The sequence below is a fragment of the Paenibacillus solani genome (assembly GCF_050475945.1).
Lineage (GTDB): Bacteria > Bacillota > Bacilli > Paenibacillales > Paenibacillaceae > Paenibacillus_AQ > Paenibacillus_AQ solani_A.
Window position 1 is genome coordinate 104693 of sequence record NZ_JBCMXJ010000001.1, and the last position, 16510, is coordinate 121202.

Below are 16510 nucleotides of genomic sequence, written 5' to 3' on the forward strand. Positions count from 1 at the left end.
CCACCTCAATTACGTTCTATTTCAATAACCGGTAATTCCGTCAGTAGTTCCTTTTGATACGAGGGCAAGTCATAGAGCTCGATGTAACCCCGATCCTTGCCCCATAAATTGATATGATGTGTAATGATAAGTACAGGGGATCCTGTAGATGTATCCAAGCTCATATTCCATTGCCGATTCTTCAGCGATCGGATGAGCCGGCGAAGCATCTCATAGTTAAGGATGATAGAGCTTCCGTCCAATTTAAGGACAACCGGATCCCCTTTCACATCCTGGAGCATTTCAGATTCAGCTGCCAGCACTGCAGTACTGCGATGATGTGACACCGGATACTCCGGGTCAGGAGCATTTTTTAACTTACGGATCCGAGCATCGATGTCACGTCTCTGAGCCTGTAGGTGTTTATTCGCCCGTTGCTTAGCTGCTTTACTTAGAGCCTTTTCTTCTGCCGTCAGAGTCCTCATGGTCGTGCACTTCCTGGAAGGTGGATAACCGCATAATGAGTTACACCTGATATCATTTCAGCGCTATCACTGTTCAGCCAAAGCAATGTCCCCGTTTCATCAACGTCCAAGAAAGCAGTCACTGGACGTATTCCAGTGAGCACGAGGCAAGTTACATTCAGCTCTGGCGGATTCTCGGGATCGTACTTTATCCACTCAATCATTCCTCTCCCTCCTTTTGGTAAAGGGATGCCAGAGCTTCGTTAACGATATCTTCAGCAGTCATGTAATGTTCCGAACTTAAATGTACTTGTGCTTGTTCTAACGCTTCCTGGAGCTTATCAGCACGTTCTTTCTCTGTTGCGTATTGTTGGAGCCAGTAGGGAAGCGCATCAGGAGCATTTATGAAGAACCTAAACAGTTTTTCTGCTTCAACGTTACCTCCAACCCAATCCCAGAATGACATTTCGCCGCCAAACACCAACTTCTGGTTTGCGTCCTCAATCCATTCCATTGTGTCGGTTTCTACCCATTGCCATGGTGTAGGCGGCAAACCTTGGCATCCGTTCATATCCTTTTGCCAGTCTCTCTTACCATAAGCAGATACAAAGTCTGGATTGTATCCTTTGAAATACTTGTCTCTACTCATTCAACTACCTCCAATTCCTCAGGACTTTTCTCCACGATTTCCACTTCTACTGGCCCGCAATAATAACCGCCGCATCCTGGGCATAAAGGTTCTTCAATCTCATCGTCAGGTTTCTGTTCAAGCGCAAAGCGCTGTTTACAGTCGTCACACTCAAAAGCTTCCCACTTCATAATGCTTTCCTCCTCGGTGGTGGATCTGGCAAGATCACGTAGACCTCGCCGATCAGCTCACCACCATCGTCATATATCAAATCCCAAGGGATATCCTGAAAATACGGATCTTGTTCAAACATGATCGTCCACCAATCAACCTATGCTAAGGCTGCCTTTCTTTCTTATTGGCCGCCCAAGTTCATATTTGAGGTAAATCTCTTGAATTTTCCTCATTCTATTCCAGATTGCCTGATGGCTTACGCCTGCCATTTTACCAATCTGCCTATAGTTAAATCCTTTCATTACCAGCTCCACCACTTCACGATCACGAGGCTTGATTGAACTAAGAAACTCTTCAACAAATACCAATGAATTATCATCCTCGGATATTACTAAGAAATGAGAGTTTGATTTTTCATCCTCCGTACCTGACATATAGTTAGTTTGAGGTCTATCGATTTCATAAATATTTAATGATGCCAGATACTCCATTGCTGTCTGAACGTAAGAAACGGGCTTCCCAAGCAATTTTGCAATTTTCTCCAAGGGTTCTATCTCTAAACCTTCGCGATATATTTTGTTAGCTAATGTAACGGCATGGGCTGGAAATCTAATCCGAGTCCCCCGCCGAGCTAGAAAAATTTGTAGATATCCTGCTACAGTGGCAAATGCGAAAGTGGAGAAAGCAAAGCCTTTCTTTGGTTCAAACCTCTCAAAAGCTTTCAAGAGGCCAATTTGAGCTTCTGCAACAAGATCTTCATAATCAATAGCGGGGTCTAGGACTTGCCTATGATATCTCCCAGCCAGCTTGTGAACCATACCATTATGCTTTTCAATATCCTCATTAGTGAGAGTAAGTTCCATTAAACTCAATCCTTCTTATAAAAGTCCGTCTCGAATGCTTCAGCCCGAAGCGGAAGCCCCGGCGCCCATTCGATCGGCTGCCCCATAATTTCAGTTATCTCGTTTAAGGAATCCCTGCCATTGTCGTAAGGCTCATCGACAATGACCTCATCGTGGACATGCATCCGAGTCTCAAAGCCTGCAGCATCCAAGCGAAGCATGCTCACGGCCAGACAGTCCCGGCTGATGGCCTGCACAATGTTCTCGACAAGCTTCGGCCCGTAGGTGTCAATCTTGCCCCATGTCTTCTTTGTCTGGTCCACGCCGTCATAGACAAGTGCCGGCTTGTCAAACTTCCCATCAACGATCCGGGGATTTACATAAGATAACCGCCGCCCGGATGGTAACCGGATAAACAGATAGCCGCCTTCGCAGTAGAACGTTAAACCGTACTGCAGCTTGACCGTTCTTCGCTCTTGGACGGCTGTCATGGCTGCCCTGTCCACATCCCACCAAAGCTTTGTTATCTTCGGGTTAGCTGCACGCCAAGTCTTAACCAGTGGTGGCAGCTCGTCCGGAGAGAGTCCCATTTTCAGGGCCCCCATCTGCTCCAAAGCTCCAACTGCACCGCCGTAACCCAGCGCAAGCTCCGAGATCTTCCCTTTCTGCCGTAAGTCCTTGGTGATATCATCAAGACTCAGATTGAACATCTGCGCCGCCGAAGCTTCATAAATCTTGCCATGGGTCTTGAATACCTCCAGTCGCCACGTCTCATCCGCCAGCCAGGCTATCACCCGTGCCTCGATCGCTGAGAAGTCTGAAACGATGAACCGACATCCCGGCGAAGGAATGAATGCCGTGCGGATCAGCTGAGACAGGACAAATGGCGGAGCACCAAACAGCATTTCCAACAGTTCATAATCCCCGGAAAGCAGGAGATCCCTTGCAAGTTCCAAGTCCGGCAGTTTGTTCTGTGGAAGGTTTTGCACCTGCACCAACCTTCCCGCCCAGCGCCCCGTCCGATTTGCTCCGTAGAATTGCAGTAGCCCCCTAACCCGACCATCCTGGCAGCGTGCGCGCTGCATGGCTTCAAACTTCTTCACGGATGTTTTGGAAAGCTGCTGCCGAAGCTTTAGCATTGCTTTTACTTTTTTGCTCTTCACCTCTTTGATCAGACCAGGAATAGTGTCTTTAGTTAAACCATCGATCTGGATCCCTTCCTCTTCCTCCACCCAAACCTTTAGTTGTGCAACACTATTGGGGTTGTCCAGTCCAGTTAGCTCCCTTGCCTCCTGAACTGTTCGAATCTTAAAGGCTTCATCACATTCAATGGCCCGAGCATCTAGTTCCGGATGAAGCAGTATCCCGTTATCATTGATCTTCTGATCCAAAGCCCAGAGCTTATGTTCAAATTCAGATATTTCGTATTTCTCGATCATCTTACGAACGGCCCGTTCTGCCTCCACGTCCTGCCGGTTATACTCCTTGTACTGCTGCCACTTCTCCGGATCATGGTACGGAAGGTTTCGTGTTCGTCCACCGTTTACCTTGGTCGGCTTGCATGGCGTTGAAAAGTATTTAATCAGCGCCTTACCAGCACTGTCTTTCTGTTCATTCACTTTCAGGACCTTAGCTACTCCGGCCAGATCTCCAGGTAACCCCAAGGTAAGGGCATGAACACTTGAGCAGCGCCATTGTTCCGGCTGTATCGATACACCCAGATGCTTCGCCAGCGCAGTTCGTTCAAAGTTTGCATTGAACGCCGCCTTGATGATGCCCGGATTAGTGAGAGCGGCTAGGACTTCGTCAGGCAGTTCCTCAAAATCCGTAAAGTCGATGACGGTTACCGGCTCGTCATCCCAAGCGTAAGCGAACAAGAGAATTTCGAAGTCCGGAGCCTCGACGTAGGGATAAACGCCTGATTTTTTAATGTCCACACTGCTGTATGTTTCAAGGTCGATCTGCAATAGAGTCATATCACTTTCTCCCATTTGAATTTTGGAGTTATGAAAAGGGGCCTGATACCAAGCCCCTCCAAAGAAGTAAAATTAGTTCAAGTAATCGTCATCGTCACTGATGTCTACAATGTCGTCGAAGTCCTCACTTGCAAAGTCATCATTCAGGCTGCTTCGTCCGCCCAGGAAGTCCCCATCTTGCACTTTGACGAGGTTGTTCAGCCCCGCAGCAACACCACGGTTTCCTTTTGCGTCAAACGGATAGAAGTTTAGACTTACTTTGGCATAGCAACCGGAGTACACTTCGGTCGTGTCCGTGATCTCTTGAAATTTGGTTTTACCGTTGCTGTCCTTACCGATCGGCTTAGCGATTCCAGGCTTGTTCTTACTAGAGGCATTCAAGAAGTAATGACCAGCATACGCTTCATCATCTGGCCGTTCCTCGTCACCGTCACGCAGCGGTGTCTTGCAGTTTGCTGGGATCTTGCCGCCCCATTTACTTTTTCCAAGCTCCTTAGCAGCGTCAACGGCTGCCTTGATCTTGCGAAGCGTATCCTTATCAGACTTCGGAATCAGGATCGCCGTGCTGTATTTCTCATCCCCACCATCAATGGATTGTGGTTCAAAAACGTGAGTATAAGAGAGACGTACTGTTCCCGTGATTACTTTTGTTGATTGATTGTCGATTGCCATTTGTTCATTTCCCCTTTTATTTGAATTAGTTCTTCCAACTGACCAAGCACCAGAAGTCATTCTGTCTACGTGGTAATCAGCTATATCACCCATGACTACACCTCAAATTCCTCTCCAGCAAAGTCCTGATCCACACTGTTAAGCTCCGACCGGTTGTCCGTCTCCGGCACCAGTGCCGGTTTACCTGAAGGCTTCACTATCAGACCCTTTAGCAAAGAAGCAAGCTCCTTTTTGCCGATCTTCTTCTCCAGATCTCCAATACCAAGCAGCTCCTGCGGCTTGAGATACTTATCTTCTTCAAGCTCAGCAGATTCCAAGACCTTACGAGCGGCAGCCTTATCGGTAATAACCCGATTGCTTCGACCCTCCACAAGTTTCCACGATGGGATTATTGCACCAGATTTGGCTTGGTCGAAGGCGTATTCCTCAACGTCCTTGGCCCAGACTTTCAATTGCTCAGCTACGAACAGAACTGAACCAATCTCATCCATGGATAGAAGAGCCGGATCTTGAAACTCATACGCCAGGGCCTTCATATTCTCATCAGCCCGAGCACGGCAGTTCCCTTTCACTTTGCACCATCGGCAATGGCCGCCAGGTTTAAATTCACCTTCACCAGCGTCTGCCAGGGCAGCTGCAGGGTTAACAACAACCTCCGCCCATTCGATCAGCTCTCCAAGTGGGAGTGTATCAGTACTGACGCTATCGAGGCGTGGCTGGACGATCGTCATGCTGACCTCGTTAATCGAATAAAGATAATTCCAGTTCGACCAGGCGCCCAGGCCATACAACCGAAGCTGAGGGTTACCGATCGCGCTGACCGACACACCCTTGCCGTACTTTAGATCAATGACATCAAGCATCCAGTCCGAGATGATTACAACGTCTCCGGTCCCGTAACCATCTGGGACCCATTCTGAGAAATCCACACGCTCTTCGAAAAGTATCACGGCATCTTTTGATCGAGCCTTGGCAGCCATGAAGCGTTCTTCTACCACATCGACATAGGCAGCCACAGCGTCTTCCATTTCTGGTCCGTAATAAGAATTGGTTTTCTTGAAATCTGCGATTGCCTTATCAAGCCGTTTACGTTCAGCCGCATTACAAGGCGTTAGCCTGCGCCGAAGGATCAACTCGGACAGCTCATGCGCCGCCGTGCCCTCATCGGCGTATTCAGAAATTTTATCTGGAATGTGTTCCTGGAGCCGGGCACTCGGTGGACAGTTAATCCACCGATCCGCGCCCGAAGCTCCGAGCAAGGCATGAGCCCTTTCGGCATGTGCTGGCTGCGTCATAGCGCCTCCAATTCAGCCATAAACGCTGCGCGACTCTCCTCTGGGACATCCGAGATCGACGCGCTTTCAAACTTGCCCAGCAGTCTCTTGATTTCCGGCTTCTTCTTCGGATCTTTGCCAACTTCCTGAGCCTTAGCACGAAGCTCAACGACAGTTGGAATTTCCTCATCTTCATTCGATTGGGTATCCGTAGCTCCCTCATCTGTTGCAGAATCTTGGTCTGCTTCAACCTTCTTTTCTTCTTTTTTAGTTTCGTGAGCCTTCCGCTGACGTGGCTTAACTTCTTCCTTAACAGGTGCAGCCGGAGCTGCAGTACCACCGAATGCGGCTGACAGTGTAGCAAATTCTTCTATAGCTTGAGCGGCGTTATCGCCGTTGATCGTGATTTGTACTGGCATGTATAAGTCCTCCTGATTAATGATTTATTAATTGCTAGTGCTGTTGACCGTAGTAATCAACAACCGATTTAATGCAACCTGTGCAGATCAATTTTGATTGAAAAGGCTTTAATTTTTCAGGTTCAATCTCCCCACAGATAAAGCAGCCAGGCGCATATTTATTGATGATGATCTTGTCATCCTCAATATAAAACTCGACTGGATCCCCTTCTGCGATTCCAAACGTACGGCGCAGCTCTTTAGGGATCACAACGCGCCCCAGATCATCGATACGACGAACAATTCCAGTTGCTTTCATATTGCATCTCCTCCCGGCCAGTGATAAACTGACCTTAACTAATTGTGATGTGCAGTTTGACGGCTCCTACCCCGTTCAAGCTGCATTTTTCTTTTTCATCCTTGATGCCAAGCTGATATATTGCTTGCGGTAAATCTCGCGAAGCTCTTTTGACTTGGTCATCTCGATCAGCTGCTGCAGATTCCCACAAGTCCAGACCCTTAACCTCTTGTTCACCTTCCTGTTTCACCTCCTTTCAAGATCTTCCAGCCTGATTCCAGTGTGTTCTTCCAGATAGACTGGTTCTTTGCCTTTCATAAACATCGTGTGTCCAATCCTTTTTTCTAGCTCAACATATTTCCGGTACAGATTTGGATTCTGGATGGCTCCATGTCGCAAGTCGTTCAGGCTGCCCATGATACAAAACACACAGCTCAGTCTTTCGTTATTCTCGTAGGCCCAGAATGGTTTTTGCCCTGCGTTTGCGATCACCTGGAACACTTGCTCCGTTGTTAAATCAAAAATCGGCATCCAATCATAAACGTCTCTGTGTCCACAACTTTCTGAAACGTTGTAGCGAAAAGATTGTTTCTTAGCCCGAGCGCTTGATTCTTCCGCTCTGATGCCCATACAATTGACCGCTATCTTGCCTCCACGAGCTTTTAGATCGTTCCGGATAAATTTAAAGATTGGCCCTCGTTTTAAATCACTCGTACACTGCCTACAGGAAGAAGAAGGCCATTTCCCTCGTTCCTCAACCATACCGAGCAATGTCTTTTCGCTACCGTCTCGTTTTGATGCTTTTACAACATTTACTTGATGAGCTGTATTTTCAATGATGTGGTTATGAACGCCGACCCATTCAACCTCTCCAAGATCGGAATGCACCACACAGAGCTGGTTAGTGGGTAAGACTTCTTTCAGTAAGGCATACATAGCTTGTGAATCCTTGCCACCCGAATGCGAGACGTAAAAGATTGCACCATCATCAATCAACTGCTGAATCTTGCTCTCCATCATTCACTAGTTCCAGCAATAATCGTTATGGCCCCGATCTTCTCCACCAAGCATTTCCCTGAACAAACCAGTTCATGGCCGATCTTTGTTACTTTTTGTCCGAAGTAGATCTCCTTGCCACATGTCTCGTTAGCGCAATAGTCGATAACTTCATCTTCCGCTTCCAAGTTTAGAACCTTACTCATTTTGAGACCTCCATCTCAAGTATTTGATCCTGTTTAGGGATCAAGCTTGCCTCGTACTCAAGTAGCCATTCTTTTTTGATTTTCCAGTGGATCCCTTGTTTGTATGCCTTCAACTTCCCCTGCTTAATCCGGTTAATGACTGTATACTTACTAACATTTAAGTACTGACCGGCGACTACAACGTTGATAGTGGGGCCTAATTCCAATCTGTGTAGGTGTGAGTTTTCTGTCTCAGGTCTCATCTGAATTCACCTCTTTATGTTTCTAATCATCTACATCCACTTTTCATGCCGAGCATTTCAGCTATTTTGGGTTTTTGTTTTCTTCCTTCACGTGTTCCTTTAAAAATCTCGGAAACATACGTCGGGGACACTCCCAGTTCCTTTGCCACATCGACCATTCTAATTTTTTTCTGAAGCATGATCTTTCGTGCCTCTGCTCCAAATTCAGTGTAATAAGTCACTTTTCAAGCTCACCTCCTAAAGTTTGTAAAAAACTGAGCTAAGTTATTGACAACCAACCGAAAATATTCTACTATCGGAAAGAAGGCATAACTAAATAAACATCGTTGGGGAACGATTTTACAAATGGGTCACTTGACCTTCGGTTTTTTGTTGCCTTTTTTGCCAATAACTAAGCTGTTGAAACCATAATAACCGAATATTTAGATTCGGTCAACACTATAAAACTAATATTTAGATTTTTTAATCTATTGGGGGGAGTCAAAGAAAGTGGGAATAGTCGAAAATATAAAGTTTCTTTGTAATCAACATTCTGTATCTATCCCTAAATTGGGAACGGAATTGGGTTTTGGGAACGGAGCAATTTACAACTGGGACAAAAGCTCTCCTTCTATAGATAAAGTTCAAAAGATAGCAGATTACTTTGGTGAGACTACCGATTTTATAATTTTTGGATTCGACAAGGAGTTAGAACGATTAATAAGAGAATTATCAGAAGTCAACAATGGAAAACTCTATTTTCCAGAAGAAGTGGCTAAAAGAATAACAGACAAAATCGAACCATTAAAAAAAGAGTATTACGATGTTCCTTTGGATTTAGAACCACTTGAGTTAATAGGCCTTCTTGGCAATTTTCCTTTATCGACAGATTTCAAAAAAGAGTTACTTAATATTCTTAATGAGGTGAAGGCATCCATAACGCCTATTAAAAATAATGAAGTCGAAACAATTGCAGCCCATCACGACGGTGACGATTGGACTGAAGAGGAATTGGAAGATATAGAGCAATTCAAGGAATTCATTAGAATGCGGAGAGAAAAACGCAACAAGGGGTGACGGCTGCATGCTATATGAGGAGCTTCAAGCAGAGGCAGAATCTTATGGGGTTGATGTTTTTGAGATGGTCTTTCGTGGGAATTTGAAGGGGATGTACAAAGATAACTCAATTGCAATACGTATAGATCTCAAGGATCAGGCAGAAAAAGCATGTATCTTAGCTGAAGAACTTGGTCATTTTCATACTACTGTAGGGAACATCCTTGACCAAAGAGATATCCGCAAAAGAAAACAGGAGCTTCGTGCCAGGCAATGGGCCTATGAAAGGATTATCCCCTTGTCCGCAATTGTACAAGCCTACGAGGCTAAAGTTAAGGGCAGATATGAAATAGCAGAGTATCTTAATGTAACAGAAGAGTTTTTACAAGCATCTATTGATCGATATCGGGATAGGTTCGGCATCTTAGTGAGTACCGAAAACTACATAATACTCCTGGACCATCTCCATGTTATTAGAGTCTCAGCATAAGACTTTGCGCTTTCCGGCCGCAAGGCCGTTTCAATATACCCAAAAACAGAACAAACGTTCCTAAGAAAGGAGGGGCACGCAAAGTGTCTAAGAAGAAAAAAGACGCCAGCTTACCAAAAAACGTCCGAGAAAAAGATGGAAAGTATACTTACCGGTATCGGGTCCCAACCACTAAAGTTGTAGATGGTAAAGAGAAAAAAACAACCAAACAAATGGAGTCTCCTCGGTTTGGGACTGTTCAAGAAGCTGTTGATTTTGGAATACTCATCCAAGCTCGAAAAATACAGAAAACGCTGAAGTACGAAACAACCTTGACGGTAAATGCCTGGAGTAAAGTGTGGTTGAGGGAATACACCATCGAGAGAGAGCCAAGAAAAAAAACTATTAAAAATAGGGTGTTTGCCTTAAACGTTATTCTCGAAAAATTTGGGGCTTTCATGCTTCGGAATGTCACTATGAGCGAATACCAAGATTTTTTGTACAAGCTCAAGGAAGATGGGAGGAAAAGAAATACTATTATCACCGTTAATTCTGTTGCCAGTCTGATGTTCGCCCACGCAAAGCGCACTAACCTGATCACAGAGGATCCTACCGTAGGCGCAGTTATTCCAAAGGAAAAGCAGGTTCCTCGGAAAATAGGAGAAAAAAAACAGGTCCTTCCCAAATTCCTAGAGAAGAACCAGTTAAAACGATTCCTAGAGGTAGCCCGTTTTATGCTTACTCCGAATTTATGGGCTTTATTCCTGGTGTTAGCTTATACTGGACTTCGTATAAGCGAAGCAGCGGGGTTACAGTGGGAGGACATCGATCCTAACAACCGTACAATCGATATTAATAAGCAACTTGAAGGAGACAACGTTCGTAACTATTCATTCGGTCCACCCAAGAATGATCAAAGTGAGCGAATTGTAAGTTACGGGGATACAGTCGCAAAGACATTGGAGACTTTGCGCATCTGGCAACGAACGGAGAAATTGTCATCGAAAGATTTCAATCCGAATGACAACTTTGTTTTCTGGAGTACTGAGTTCCCAGGATATCCGATCCCAATCACCACCATACCAAAAATAATGCGTCGTGTATTAAAGGAAGCTGATCTACCGACCAGCCTCACACCTCATAGCCTTAGACATACCCATGTCTCTTTACTTGCGTCCAATCCTAGAGTTAGCCTTCCGGAGATCCAAGCGCGAATTGGGCATAAAGGAAACTCCAGAACTACAGAACTCATCTACTTGCACGTCACCCAAAATCGACAGTTAAAAATTGCAGACGATTTTGAATGGGCTATCAACAATTAAGATACGTGGTTGTTTGTGGGTAACTTGTGGGTAACGATTACCCTCAACAAAGCTCAATCCCTTTGAATACTCGGGATTTCTAATCCCTGTCAAATATAGAACATATAGTTGTCTGCAGCAGACTGTTCATGGAAGTTGATCAAATAGTCCAGCGTCGTGGAATCAAGCACTTCAGCAATGCTATCACGGATACGGAGCCACAGATCCCGCTTCGCCGGGTCGTCTTCCTCGGTGAAATCAACAGGTGATATCGGTCCTTCCAATACACGGATCACATCGCCTGCCGTAATGGACGCAGGGTCCCGGGATAGGATATAACCCCCATACGCACCGCGGATACTTTTAACCAGACCTGCATTCCGCAGAGGCGCGATCAGCTGCTCAAGATAGTGTTCAGACAGTTGGTTCTTCTCGGCAATGCTCTTGAGCGAGGTCGGACCTTCGCCAAATTTGGCAGCCAGCTCCATCATAATTGTTAATCCGTATCTTCCTTTTGTTGATATTTTCAAAGGTGACACCTCTTTCGGTAATTTGTATATTGTGTCCATCCGTTACATAAAGATTTGTAGGTGGCGGGTAGTGTTAATACGGCATAAAACGCGGGTTATACACCTCGTCCTGCACTTATCACCGTATTCCGATCATTACCCTCTGCTTATGGTAACATATCCTGAACCTCAATGGGTAATAATCAAGGCGGAAAGCCAAAAAAATGTTCACCCTGAGTGGACAAAATGAAACGTGTGAACCTTGTCCCGATATGTTAAAATACGACCATGGGCATAATTCAAAATGAAAATGGTGATGACGATGTCAAAAGCAAATCATAACACTCGTATCGTTGTCGGCATGTCGGGAGGAGTCGACTCCTCCGTTACAGCACTCCTGCTTAAACAGCAGGGCTACGAAGTGATCGGCATCTTTATGAAAAACTGGGATGATACCGATGAGCTTGGCTACTGTACAGCTGAAGCGGACGCTGAAGACGTGCGCCGCGTGTGCGAGCAGCTCGACATTCCCTACTATACCGTCAATTTCGAGAAGGAATACTTTGATAAAGTATTCTCCTATTTCCTCGATGAATATAAAGCCGGAAGAACGCCGAACCCCGATGTCATGTGCAACCGCGAGATCAAATTCGGCGAATTTTTGAACAAGGCCCTGGACTTGGGAGCCGACTACGTGGCTACTGGCCATTACGCCCGCGTTATTGAGGAAGATGGACAGTACCAGCTGCTGCGTGGTGTGGATAACAACAAAGATCAAACCTACTTCCTCAATGCTTTGAATCAAGAGCAGCTATCCAAAGCCATGTTCCCGATCGGACATCTGCCGAAACCGGAAGTTCGCCGAATCGCTGAGGAAGCCGGACTGTATACGGCCAAGAAAAAAGACAGCACTGGTGTTTGCTTCATCGGCGAGCGAAATTTCAAAGAATTTCTTGGACAATACCTCCCCGCCCAATCCGGCGATATGGTGGACATTGTCTCCGGTGAAGTGAAAGGCCGCCATGACGGCTTGATGTACTACACGCTCGGACAGCGCCAAGGTCTCGGAATTGGCGGCTCAGGCTCCGGAGAGCCTTGGTTTGTTGCCGACAAGGATTTAACTAACAATATTCTGTACGTTGTTCAAGGCGATCATCCGAGTTTGTATTCAACTGGACTCATTGCCTCCGGAATCAACTGGATCGCAGGACAAGACGCTATGCCCAAAGACGCCTACACCTGCACCGCGAAATTCCGCTACCGTCAGCCCGACCAGGAAGTAACGATAACTCCGCGTGAAGATGGAACCGTTCATGTTGCTTTTGCGAAACCGCAGAAAGCAATCACCCCTGGACAAGCCGTCGTCTTCTACCTAGGGGACGAATGCCTTGGCGGAGGAACAATCGAAACAGCGGATAAAATTCCTTATTAATCTGCTAAACGAAACGAGAAGAGCACACACTTAACACGGAAGTTCCGTAAAGTGTGTGCTCTTTTTTCACATGCTAGAGTAAAACATATTCCACCGTTACTCCCCGCTTCAGGCTGGCAGGGACGTCTACTAAACGCTGATTCGAGCTGCCTCGAAAAGGCAGCGAAACATCCTTTCGTTCTTCCTCGAATTTGCCGTCGACGATGACATCGCACAGTTCTGCCAATTCGCGCAACCTCGGCTGCCTCATCAGTGCTTCAAAGGTAAACCCCGTGTAGGCCCATATATTTTTCGCGGGACAGAGGTTCCTGAGCTTGCGTACAAATGCCGTGCATTCCTCCGGAGAGAAGAACGGGTCTCCTCCGCATAAGGTCAAGCCATCCAGCAAAGGGTTGTTGATGATATCCTGAAGTATCGCCGCAGACATTTCCTCGGTAAAGAGCTCCCCCGCTTCGAAATCCCAGGAAGCCTCATTAAAACAGCCAGCGCAGGCGTGGCGACAGCCGCTCACGAATAGAACTGCCCGAAGCCCTTGGCCTTCATTGATGCTTTCAGGGATATATCCGCACACATTCACAGATGCTTCACCCGATCTCTGACCTCAGCCTGCTTGGCCGAATTGAAGCGCTCCGTATAATTGCCCGTTAAGTATCCCGTCACCCTCCGCAGCCGCTGGAAGTTCCCAGCCGTCTCCAAGGCACCGCATCCTGGGCATACACTGCCGATAATGCCTTCGTAATTGCATGCCGGACACCGGTCAACGGGATGGTTTACAGAGAAATAACCGATGTTCTGCTGCAAGGCAAACTGCACGATGTCCCGAAATGCAGTGGTATTCTGTCTTGCATTGCCGTCCAGCTCCACATAAGATATCGCCCCTGCATTGCACAGCTCATGGAAAGGAGCCTCTGCTTGAATTTTGCGGTATGCGGGCATGGAATAGTAAACGGGAATATGAAAAGAATTTGTGTAATACTCGCGATCTGTCACACCTTCAATCACCCCGAAGGTATGACGGTCCAGCTTCGTGAATTTCCCCGACAACCCTTCCGCTGGCGTGGCAAATAATGAGATGTTAAGGTCGTATCGTTCACTGGCTTCATTGCAAAATTGTCGCATATGCGAAATGATCTCGATTCCCAGGCTGCGGCTGTTCTCGTCCTCCCCGTGATGCAGTCCGGTTAAAGCTTTCAGACATTCACCCAGACCGATAAATCCTAGCGCCAGCGTACCGTGCTTGATCAGCCCGCGTACCTTGTCTTCGGGGGCCAGGGCTTCACCGCCTTCCCATACGCCTTCCCGCATCATGAAATCGGATGCTTTGGCTGGTTGATCAGCCTGCAGCTCATAGCGATGAATCAAACCCTCAACCGCAATGGTCATATAATGGTCCAGCTGCTCGTAGAAGCGGCTCAGGTCCGGCAAATTCCTTTGGCCTTGGATGATACCATACTCGATGCCAAGACGAACCAGATTGATCGTATTAAAGGACAGGTTGCCTTTTCCGCTTAGGCGGTTCCGCCCAAACCGATCTGAAATTGTCCGGGTTCTGCAGCCCATGGTGGCAATAATCGTGTTCGGATCGTCCGGATTATAGTAGACCAGATTAAACGATGCATCCACATTGACAAAATTCGGGTAGAGTCTGCGGCTGGAGCACTCAACGGCTTTCAGGAACAGATCGTAATTGGGCTCTCCTTCCGCCTGGTTAACCCCTTGCTTGCATTGAAAAATATGCTGTGGGAATATCGGCGTCTCTCCTCCTCCAAGCCCCTTCATTGTTGCATCCAGCAGAGCATGGGATACCATCCGTCCCTCGGTTGATGTGCACATGCCATAGTTCAGTGAAGTGAAAGGAATCTGCCCTCCGGCCCGGCTGCTCATCGTATTGAGATTATGGATCAGGGATTCCGCAGCTTGCTTCACTTCGTTTACCGTTTCGTTATAGGCGTACTGATATATATGCGGATATACTTCCTTCAGCTGCCCATTGTCTATGTATAATTCGTCATCGGTAAGAACTCGTACATTAGGCTTGTCCTCCCCCTGGCCGAAGTAGGCTAACCCTTTGCGAAAATGACGCCGAAATGATTTGCCGACATACGGGGCCAGATCCCAATCGATTTTATTGCCGGACACACCGCCGAATTGGCTGTTCTGTTGAGATTGAAAAATGATGGCCACGAGCGCCATAGCCGTCATGATACTTTGGGGCGGTCTTACAGACCCGTTACCTGTGTTAAATCCTTTGGCCAGCAAACGATCGAATGGGATGAATATGCAGTTCGTAGTTCCCAGCGCATATTGATCCAGGTCATGTACGTACACGTACCCATCCTTTACCGATTTCATGAGCTCGGCTGGCAGGATGAATTTACTTGCCATCCACTTGGCGTATTCTGAACCGATCCGGCTCATTTTGCCACTGAAAGATTCTCCATTCAAGTTCGCATTCTCCCGCAGCAGGTCCAAATTTGATACGCCGATCACATCTCTGCTGATCTTATATAGCTCTCCTCGCCTCATCCGCTCCAAGTCACGAGACTCCCTGTAATGTTGATAAGCAGCCGCCACCTCGGGATAACCGGTACTTTGCAAATGCTCGACAACGATATCCTGTATCTCCTCAACACTAACCTGCTCCATACCCTCGGTTGCATGAGCAACCTCATCTCCAATTTGCGAGGCAGCCTCCTGACGGGAAACACCCTCAACCGCAATAAAAGCTTTATCCACAGCCTCCACAATCCGGCTTATCTCAAAACTCACCAGGCATCCGTCTCTTTTCATAACTTTCATGAATTCGATCCTCTCCTCTTATCAAATTCTAATTACTATATATAGTTACATTTCACAAATTTACATCTATATATAGTAATCTGCTGTGAGGAAAATCATAACAAGATTTTAGACTCCTCAGAAATAGACATATAATAGCCGAATTAAAAGAGAATGATACGATACAGAGCGCGCTTGTGGAGCATCTTTGTCTCTATGAAAAAAACGCCCACTACGATCCATCGATCATAGTGGGCACCTGATTGTTTGGTAAGTCCATTTAGAATTAATTCTCTACAGGCGGCATCGGAGTTGGTGTCGGCTTTGCGTAGCCGGTGCTGTATTTCTCGTCAATCGCAGCTCGGATATCCGGTAATTTCATGCCCTCACTGCTCATTTTGGCCGATTCCACAGCAATGTCCAAGCACACCCCACAGCGAGTTCCATGATCATCCCATACCACGGTGCCGCCTTCCTGGATCTCATCAATAAAGCAATTTAGGTTGCTTTCATGACCCGCGCTGTCCCCGCAGCCGCAGTAACAAGGAATATATTTAAGGACATCACTCACCTGGGCAGACAGGGCGTAAATGGTTTGGAGTTCGCTGGTCTGGCTCTTCAAAAAGGCAGGCAGCTTATCAATTGAGGCTGTGGCCTCCCGGATATCTCCATTGGACAGCTGCGTCTGATGTCCGTGTTCATGTGCTGCCTCGGTTGCCTGTCCATTTGAGACCCGCTCTTGAGCGCTTTTTCCCGAACAGCCGCTCAGCATAAGACCGACGGACAGCAGCAGGATGGCAAACGGTTGCTTCCCTGTTTTCATCTTTCGTTTCCTCC

The 16510-nt window shown here is 46.8% G+C and carries 24 protein-coding genes; 4 read left to right on the top strand and 20 right to left on the bottom strand.

The genetic code is table 11. The annotated features are described in order from the left end of the window. Positions 1-5: 5 nt before the first annotated feature. The 16 genes from ABEQ74_RS00670 to ABEQ74_RS00745 form a co-directional block, all read right to left on the bottom strand. Positions 6-464 (bottom strand): hypothetical protein, encoded by a 459-nt coding sequence (locus ABEQ74_RS00670; RefSeq protein WP_430118411.1) that lies wholly within the window; start codon positions 462-464, stop codon positions 6-8. After that, positions 461-667 carry a hypothetical protein gene (locus tag ABEQ74_RS00675; RefSeq protein WP_430118413.1) on the bottom strand — a complete coding sequence of 69 codons (207 nt, stop codon included), beginning with the start codon at positions 665-667 and terminating at the stop codon, positions 461-463. Before ABEQ74_RS00675 ends, ABEQ74_RS00670 begins: the two co-directional genes overlap by 4 nt. Further along, a complete protein-coding gene (locus ABEQ74_RS00680; RefSeq protein ID WP_430118415.1) occupies positions 664-1092 on the bottom strand; it encodes a hypothetical protein in 429 nt (142 codons plus the stop codon). The genes ABEQ74_RS00675 and ABEQ74_RS00680 overlap by 4 nt, the downstream gene beginning before the upstream one ends. Next, entirely contained in the window at positions 1089-1262 is a 174-nt protein-coding gene (locus ABEQ74_RS00685; protein ID WP_430118417.1) for a hypothetical protein, read from the bottom strand. Before ABEQ74_RS00685 ends, ABEQ74_RS00680 begins: the two co-directional genes overlap by 4 nt. Beyond that, positions 1259-1384: a hypothetical protein gene (locus tag ABEQ74_RS00690; RefSeq protein WP_430118419.1), complete on the bottom strand. Its 126-nt coding sequence runs from the start codon at positions 1382-1384 to the stop codon at positions 1259-1261. The genes ABEQ74_RS00685 and ABEQ74_RS00690 overlap by 4 nt, the downstream gene beginning before the upstream one ends. A gap of 13 nt (positions 1385-1397) precedes the next feature. Further along, the gene (locus ABEQ74_RS00695; RefSeq protein WP_430118421.1) at positions 1398-2108 is read right to left on the bottom strand and encodes a sigma-70 family RNA polymerase sigma factor; all 711 of its coding nucleotides are present in this window, start codon (positions 2106-2108) and stop codon (positions 1398-1400) included. 5 nt (positions 2109-2113) lie between these two features. Next, on the bottom strand, positions 2114-4063 hold the full coding sequence (locus ABEQ74_RS00700) for a DNA polymerase (RefSeq protein ID WP_430118423.1): 1950 nt from the start codon (positions 4061-4063) through the stop codon (positions 2114-2116). Between the two features lie 72 nt (positions 4064-4135). Further along, positions 4136-4735, bottom strand: a complete 600-nt coding sequence (locus tag ABEQ74_RS00705) for a DUF2815 family protein (protein WP_430118425.1) — start codon at positions 4733-4735, stop codon at positions 4136-4138. 95 nt (positions 4736-4830) lie between these two features. After that, complete coding sequence (locus ABEQ74_RS00710; protein WP_430118427.1) at positions 4831-6030, bottom strand: DUF2800 domain-containing protein; 1200 nt, start codon at positions 6028-6030, stop codon at positions 4831-4833. Next, positions 6027-6428, bottom strand: coding sequence for a hypothetical protein (locus ABEQ74_RS00715; protein WP_430118429.1), 402 nt, complete (start codon positions 6426-6428; stop codon positions 6027-6029). Before ABEQ74_RS00715 ends, ABEQ74_RS00710 begins: the two co-directional genes overlap by 4 nt. Before the next feature lie 34 nt (positions 6429-6462). Then, positions 6463-6726 carry an AbrB/MazE/SpoVT family DNA-binding domain-containing protein gene (locus tag ABEQ74_RS00720; RefSeq protein ID WP_430118431.1) on the bottom strand — a complete coding sequence of 88 codons (264 nt, stop codon included), beginning with the start codon at positions 6724-6726 and terminating at the stop codon, positions 6463-6465. A gap of 75 nt (positions 6727-6801) precedes the next feature. Beyond that, positions 6802-6942 carry a hypothetical protein gene (locus ABEQ74_RS00725; protein ID WP_430118433.1) on the bottom strand — a complete coding sequence of 47 codons (141 nt, stop codon included), beginning with the start codon at positions 6940-6942 and terminating at the stop codon, positions 6802-6804. Between the two features lie 9 nt (positions 6943-6951). Then, complete coding sequence (locus ABEQ74_RS00730) at positions 6952-7725, bottom strand: phosphoadenosine phosphosulfate reductase family protein (protein WP_430118435.1); 774 nt, start codon at positions 7723-7725, stop codon at positions 6952-6954. Next, positions 7722-7907, bottom strand: coding sequence for a hypothetical protein (locus ABEQ74_RS00735; RefSeq protein WP_430118437.1), 186 nt, complete (start codon positions 7905-7907; stop codon positions 7722-7724). The genes ABEQ74_RS00730 and ABEQ74_RS00735 overlap by 4 nt, the downstream gene beginning before the upstream one ends. Then, positions 7904-8149, bottom strand: a complete 246-nt coding sequence (locus ABEQ74_RS00740; RefSeq protein ID WP_430118439.1) for a helix-turn-helix domain-containing protein — start codon at positions 8147-8149, stop codon at positions 7904-7906. Before ABEQ74_RS00740 ends, ABEQ74_RS00735 begins: the two co-directional genes overlap by 4 nt. Before the next feature lie 26 nt (positions 8150-8175). Continuing rightward, positions 8176-8370: a helix-turn-helix domain-containing protein gene (locus ABEQ74_RS00745; RefSeq protein ID WP_430118441.1), complete on the bottom strand. Its 195-nt coding sequence runs from the start codon at positions 8368-8370 to the stop codon at positions 8176-8178. A 268-nt stretch (positions 8371-8638) separates the two neighbouring features. On the opposite strand from ABEQ74_RS00745, the gene ABEQ74_RS00750 reads away from it, so the two are divergent. The 3 genes from ABEQ74_RS00750 (at position 8639) to ABEQ74_RS00760 (ending at position 10975) form a co-directional block, all read left to right on the top strand. Then, complete coding sequence (locus tag ABEQ74_RS00750; protein WP_430118443.1) at positions 8639-9205, top strand: helix-turn-helix domain-containing protein; 567 nt, start codon at positions 8639-8641, stop codon at positions 9203-9205. Positions 9206-9212: 7 nt separating this feature from the next. Next, entirely contained in the window at positions 9213-9674 is a 462-nt protein-coding gene (locus ABEQ74_RS00755) for an ImmA/IrrE family metallo-endopeptidase (protein ID WP_430118445.1), read from the top strand. Between the two features lie 83 nt (positions 9675-9757). Continuing rightward, positions 9758-10975, top strand: a complete 1218-nt coding sequence (locus tag ABEQ74_RS00760; RefSeq protein WP_430118447.1) for a tyrosine-type recombinase/integrase — start codon at positions 9758-9760, stop codon at positions 10973-10975. An 89-nt stretch (positions 10976-11064) separates the two neighbouring features. On the opposite strand, the gene cymR is transcribed toward ABEQ74_RS00760, so the two are convergent. Continuing rightward, a complete protein-coding gene (gene cymR, locus ABEQ74_RS00765) occupies positions 11065-11484 on the bottom strand; it encodes a cysteine metabolism transcriptional regulator CymR (protein WP_053489334.1) in 420 nt (139 codons plus the stop codon). A 301-nt stretch (positions 11485-11785) separates the two neighbouring features. Between cymR and mnmA the strand changes: the two genes are divergently transcribed. Next, on the top strand, positions 11786-12895 hold the full coding sequence (gene mnmA, locus ABEQ74_RS00770; RefSeq protein ID WP_430118450.1) for a tRNA 2-thiouridine(34) synthase MnmA: 1110 nt from the start codon (positions 11786-11788) through the stop codon (positions 12893-12895). Between the two features lie 73 nt (positions 12896-12968). Here mnmA and nrdG read toward each other — a convergent pair whose 3' ends face one another. From nrdG to ABEQ74_RS00785, 3 genes are all read right to left on the bottom strand, one after another. After that, the gene (gene nrdG, locus ABEQ74_RS00775; RefSeq protein ID WP_430118453.1) at positions 12969-13472 is read right to left on the bottom strand and encodes an anaerobic ribonucleoside-triphosphate reductase activating protein; all 504 of its coding nucleotides are present in this window, start codon (positions 13470-13472) and stop codon (positions 12969-12971) included. Continuing rightward, the gene (locus ABEQ74_RS00780; protein ID WP_430118455.1) at positions 13469-15694 is read right to left on the bottom strand and encodes an anaerobic ribonucleoside triphosphate reductase; all 2226 of its coding nucleotides are present in this window, start codon (positions 15692-15694) and stop codon (positions 13469-13471) included. Before ABEQ74_RS00780 ends, nrdG begins: the two co-directional genes overlap by 4 nt. 265 nt (positions 15695-15959) lie before the next feature. Further along, complete coding sequence (locus ABEQ74_RS00785) at positions 15960-16496, bottom strand: PCYCGC motif-containing (lipo)protein (RefSeq protein ID WP_430118457.1); 537 nt, start codon at positions 16494-16496, stop codon at positions 15960-15962. Positions 16497-16510: the final 14 nt, after the last annotated feature.

Excerpts from the sequence above, each read along its gene's own strand:
- ABEQ74_RS00670 (WP_430118411.1), bottom strand. The coding sequence starts at position 464 with ATGAGGACTCTGACGGCAGAAGAAAAGGCTCTAAGTAAAGCAGCTAAG.
- ABEQ74_RS00675 (WP_430118413.1), bottom strand. The coding sequence starts at position 667 with ATGATTGAGTGGATAAAGTACGATCCCGAGAATCCGCCAGAGCTGAAT.
- ABEQ74_RS00680 (WP_430118415.1), bottom strand. The coding sequence starts at position 1,092 with ATGAGTAGAGACAAGTATTTCAAAGGATACAATCCAGACTTTGTATCT.
- ABEQ74_RS00685 (WP_430118417.1), bottom strand. The coding sequence starts at position 1,262 with ATGAAGTGGGAAGCTTTTGAGTGTGACGACTGTAAACAGCGCTTTGCG.
- ABEQ74_RS00690 (WP_430118419.1), bottom strand. The coding sequence starts at position 1,384 with ATGTTTGAACAAGATCCGTATTTTCAGGATATCCCTTGGGATTTGATA.
- ABEQ74_RS00695 (WP_430118421.1), bottom strand. The coding sequence starts at position 2,108 with ATGGAACTTACTCTCACTAATGAGGATATTGAAAAGCATAATGGTATG.
- ABEQ74_RS00700 (WP_430118423.1), bottom strand. The coding sequence starts at position 4,063 with ATGACTCTATTGCAGATCGACCTTGAAACATACAGCAGTGTGGACATT.
- ABEQ74_RS00705 (WP_430118425.1), bottom strand. The coding sequence starts at position 4,735 with ATGGCAATCGACAATCAATCAACAAAAGTAATCACGGGAACAGTACGT.
- ABEQ74_RS00710 (WP_430118427.1), bottom strand. The coding sequence starts at position 6,030 with ATGACGCAGCCAGCACATGCCGAAAGGGCTCATGCCTTGCTCGGAGCT.
- ABEQ74_RS00715 (WP_430118429.1), bottom strand. The coding sequence starts at position 6,428 with ATGCCAGTACAAATCACGATCAACGGCGATAACGCCGCTCAAGCTATA.
- ABEQ74_RS00720 (WP_430118431.1), bottom strand. The coding sequence starts at position 6,726 with ATGAAAGCAACTGGAATTGTTCGTCGTATCGATGATCTGGGGCGCGTT.
- ABEQ74_RS00730 (WP_430118435.1), bottom strand. The coding sequence starts at position 7,725 with ATGATGGAGAGCAAGATTCAGCAGTTGATTGATGATGGTGCAATCTTT.
- ABEQ74_RS00735 (WP_430118437.1), bottom strand. The coding sequence starts at position 7,907 with ATGAGTAAGGTTCTAAACTTGGAAGCGGAAGATGAAGTTATCGACTAT.
- ABEQ74_RS00740 (WP_430118439.1), bottom strand. The coding sequence starts at position 8,149 with ATGAGACCTGAGACAGAAAACTCACACCTACACAGATTGGAATTAGGC.
- ABEQ74_RS00755 (WP_430118445.1), top strand. The coding sequence starts at position 9,213 with ATGCTATATGAGGAGCTTCAAGCAGAGGCAGAATCTTATGGGGTTGAT.
- mnmA (WP_430118450.1), top strand. The coding sequence starts at position 11,786 with ATGTCAAAAGCAAATCATAACACTCGTATCGTTGTCGGCATGTCGGGA.
- ABEQ74_RS00780 (WP_430118455.1), bottom strand. The coding sequence starts at position 15,694 with ATGAAAGTTATGAAAAGAGACGGATGCCTGGTGAGTTTTGAGATAAGC.
- ABEQ74_RS00785 (WP_430118457.1), bottom strand. The coding sequence starts at position 16,496 with ATGAAAACAGGGAAGCAACCGTTTGCCATCCTGCTGCTGTCCGTCGGT.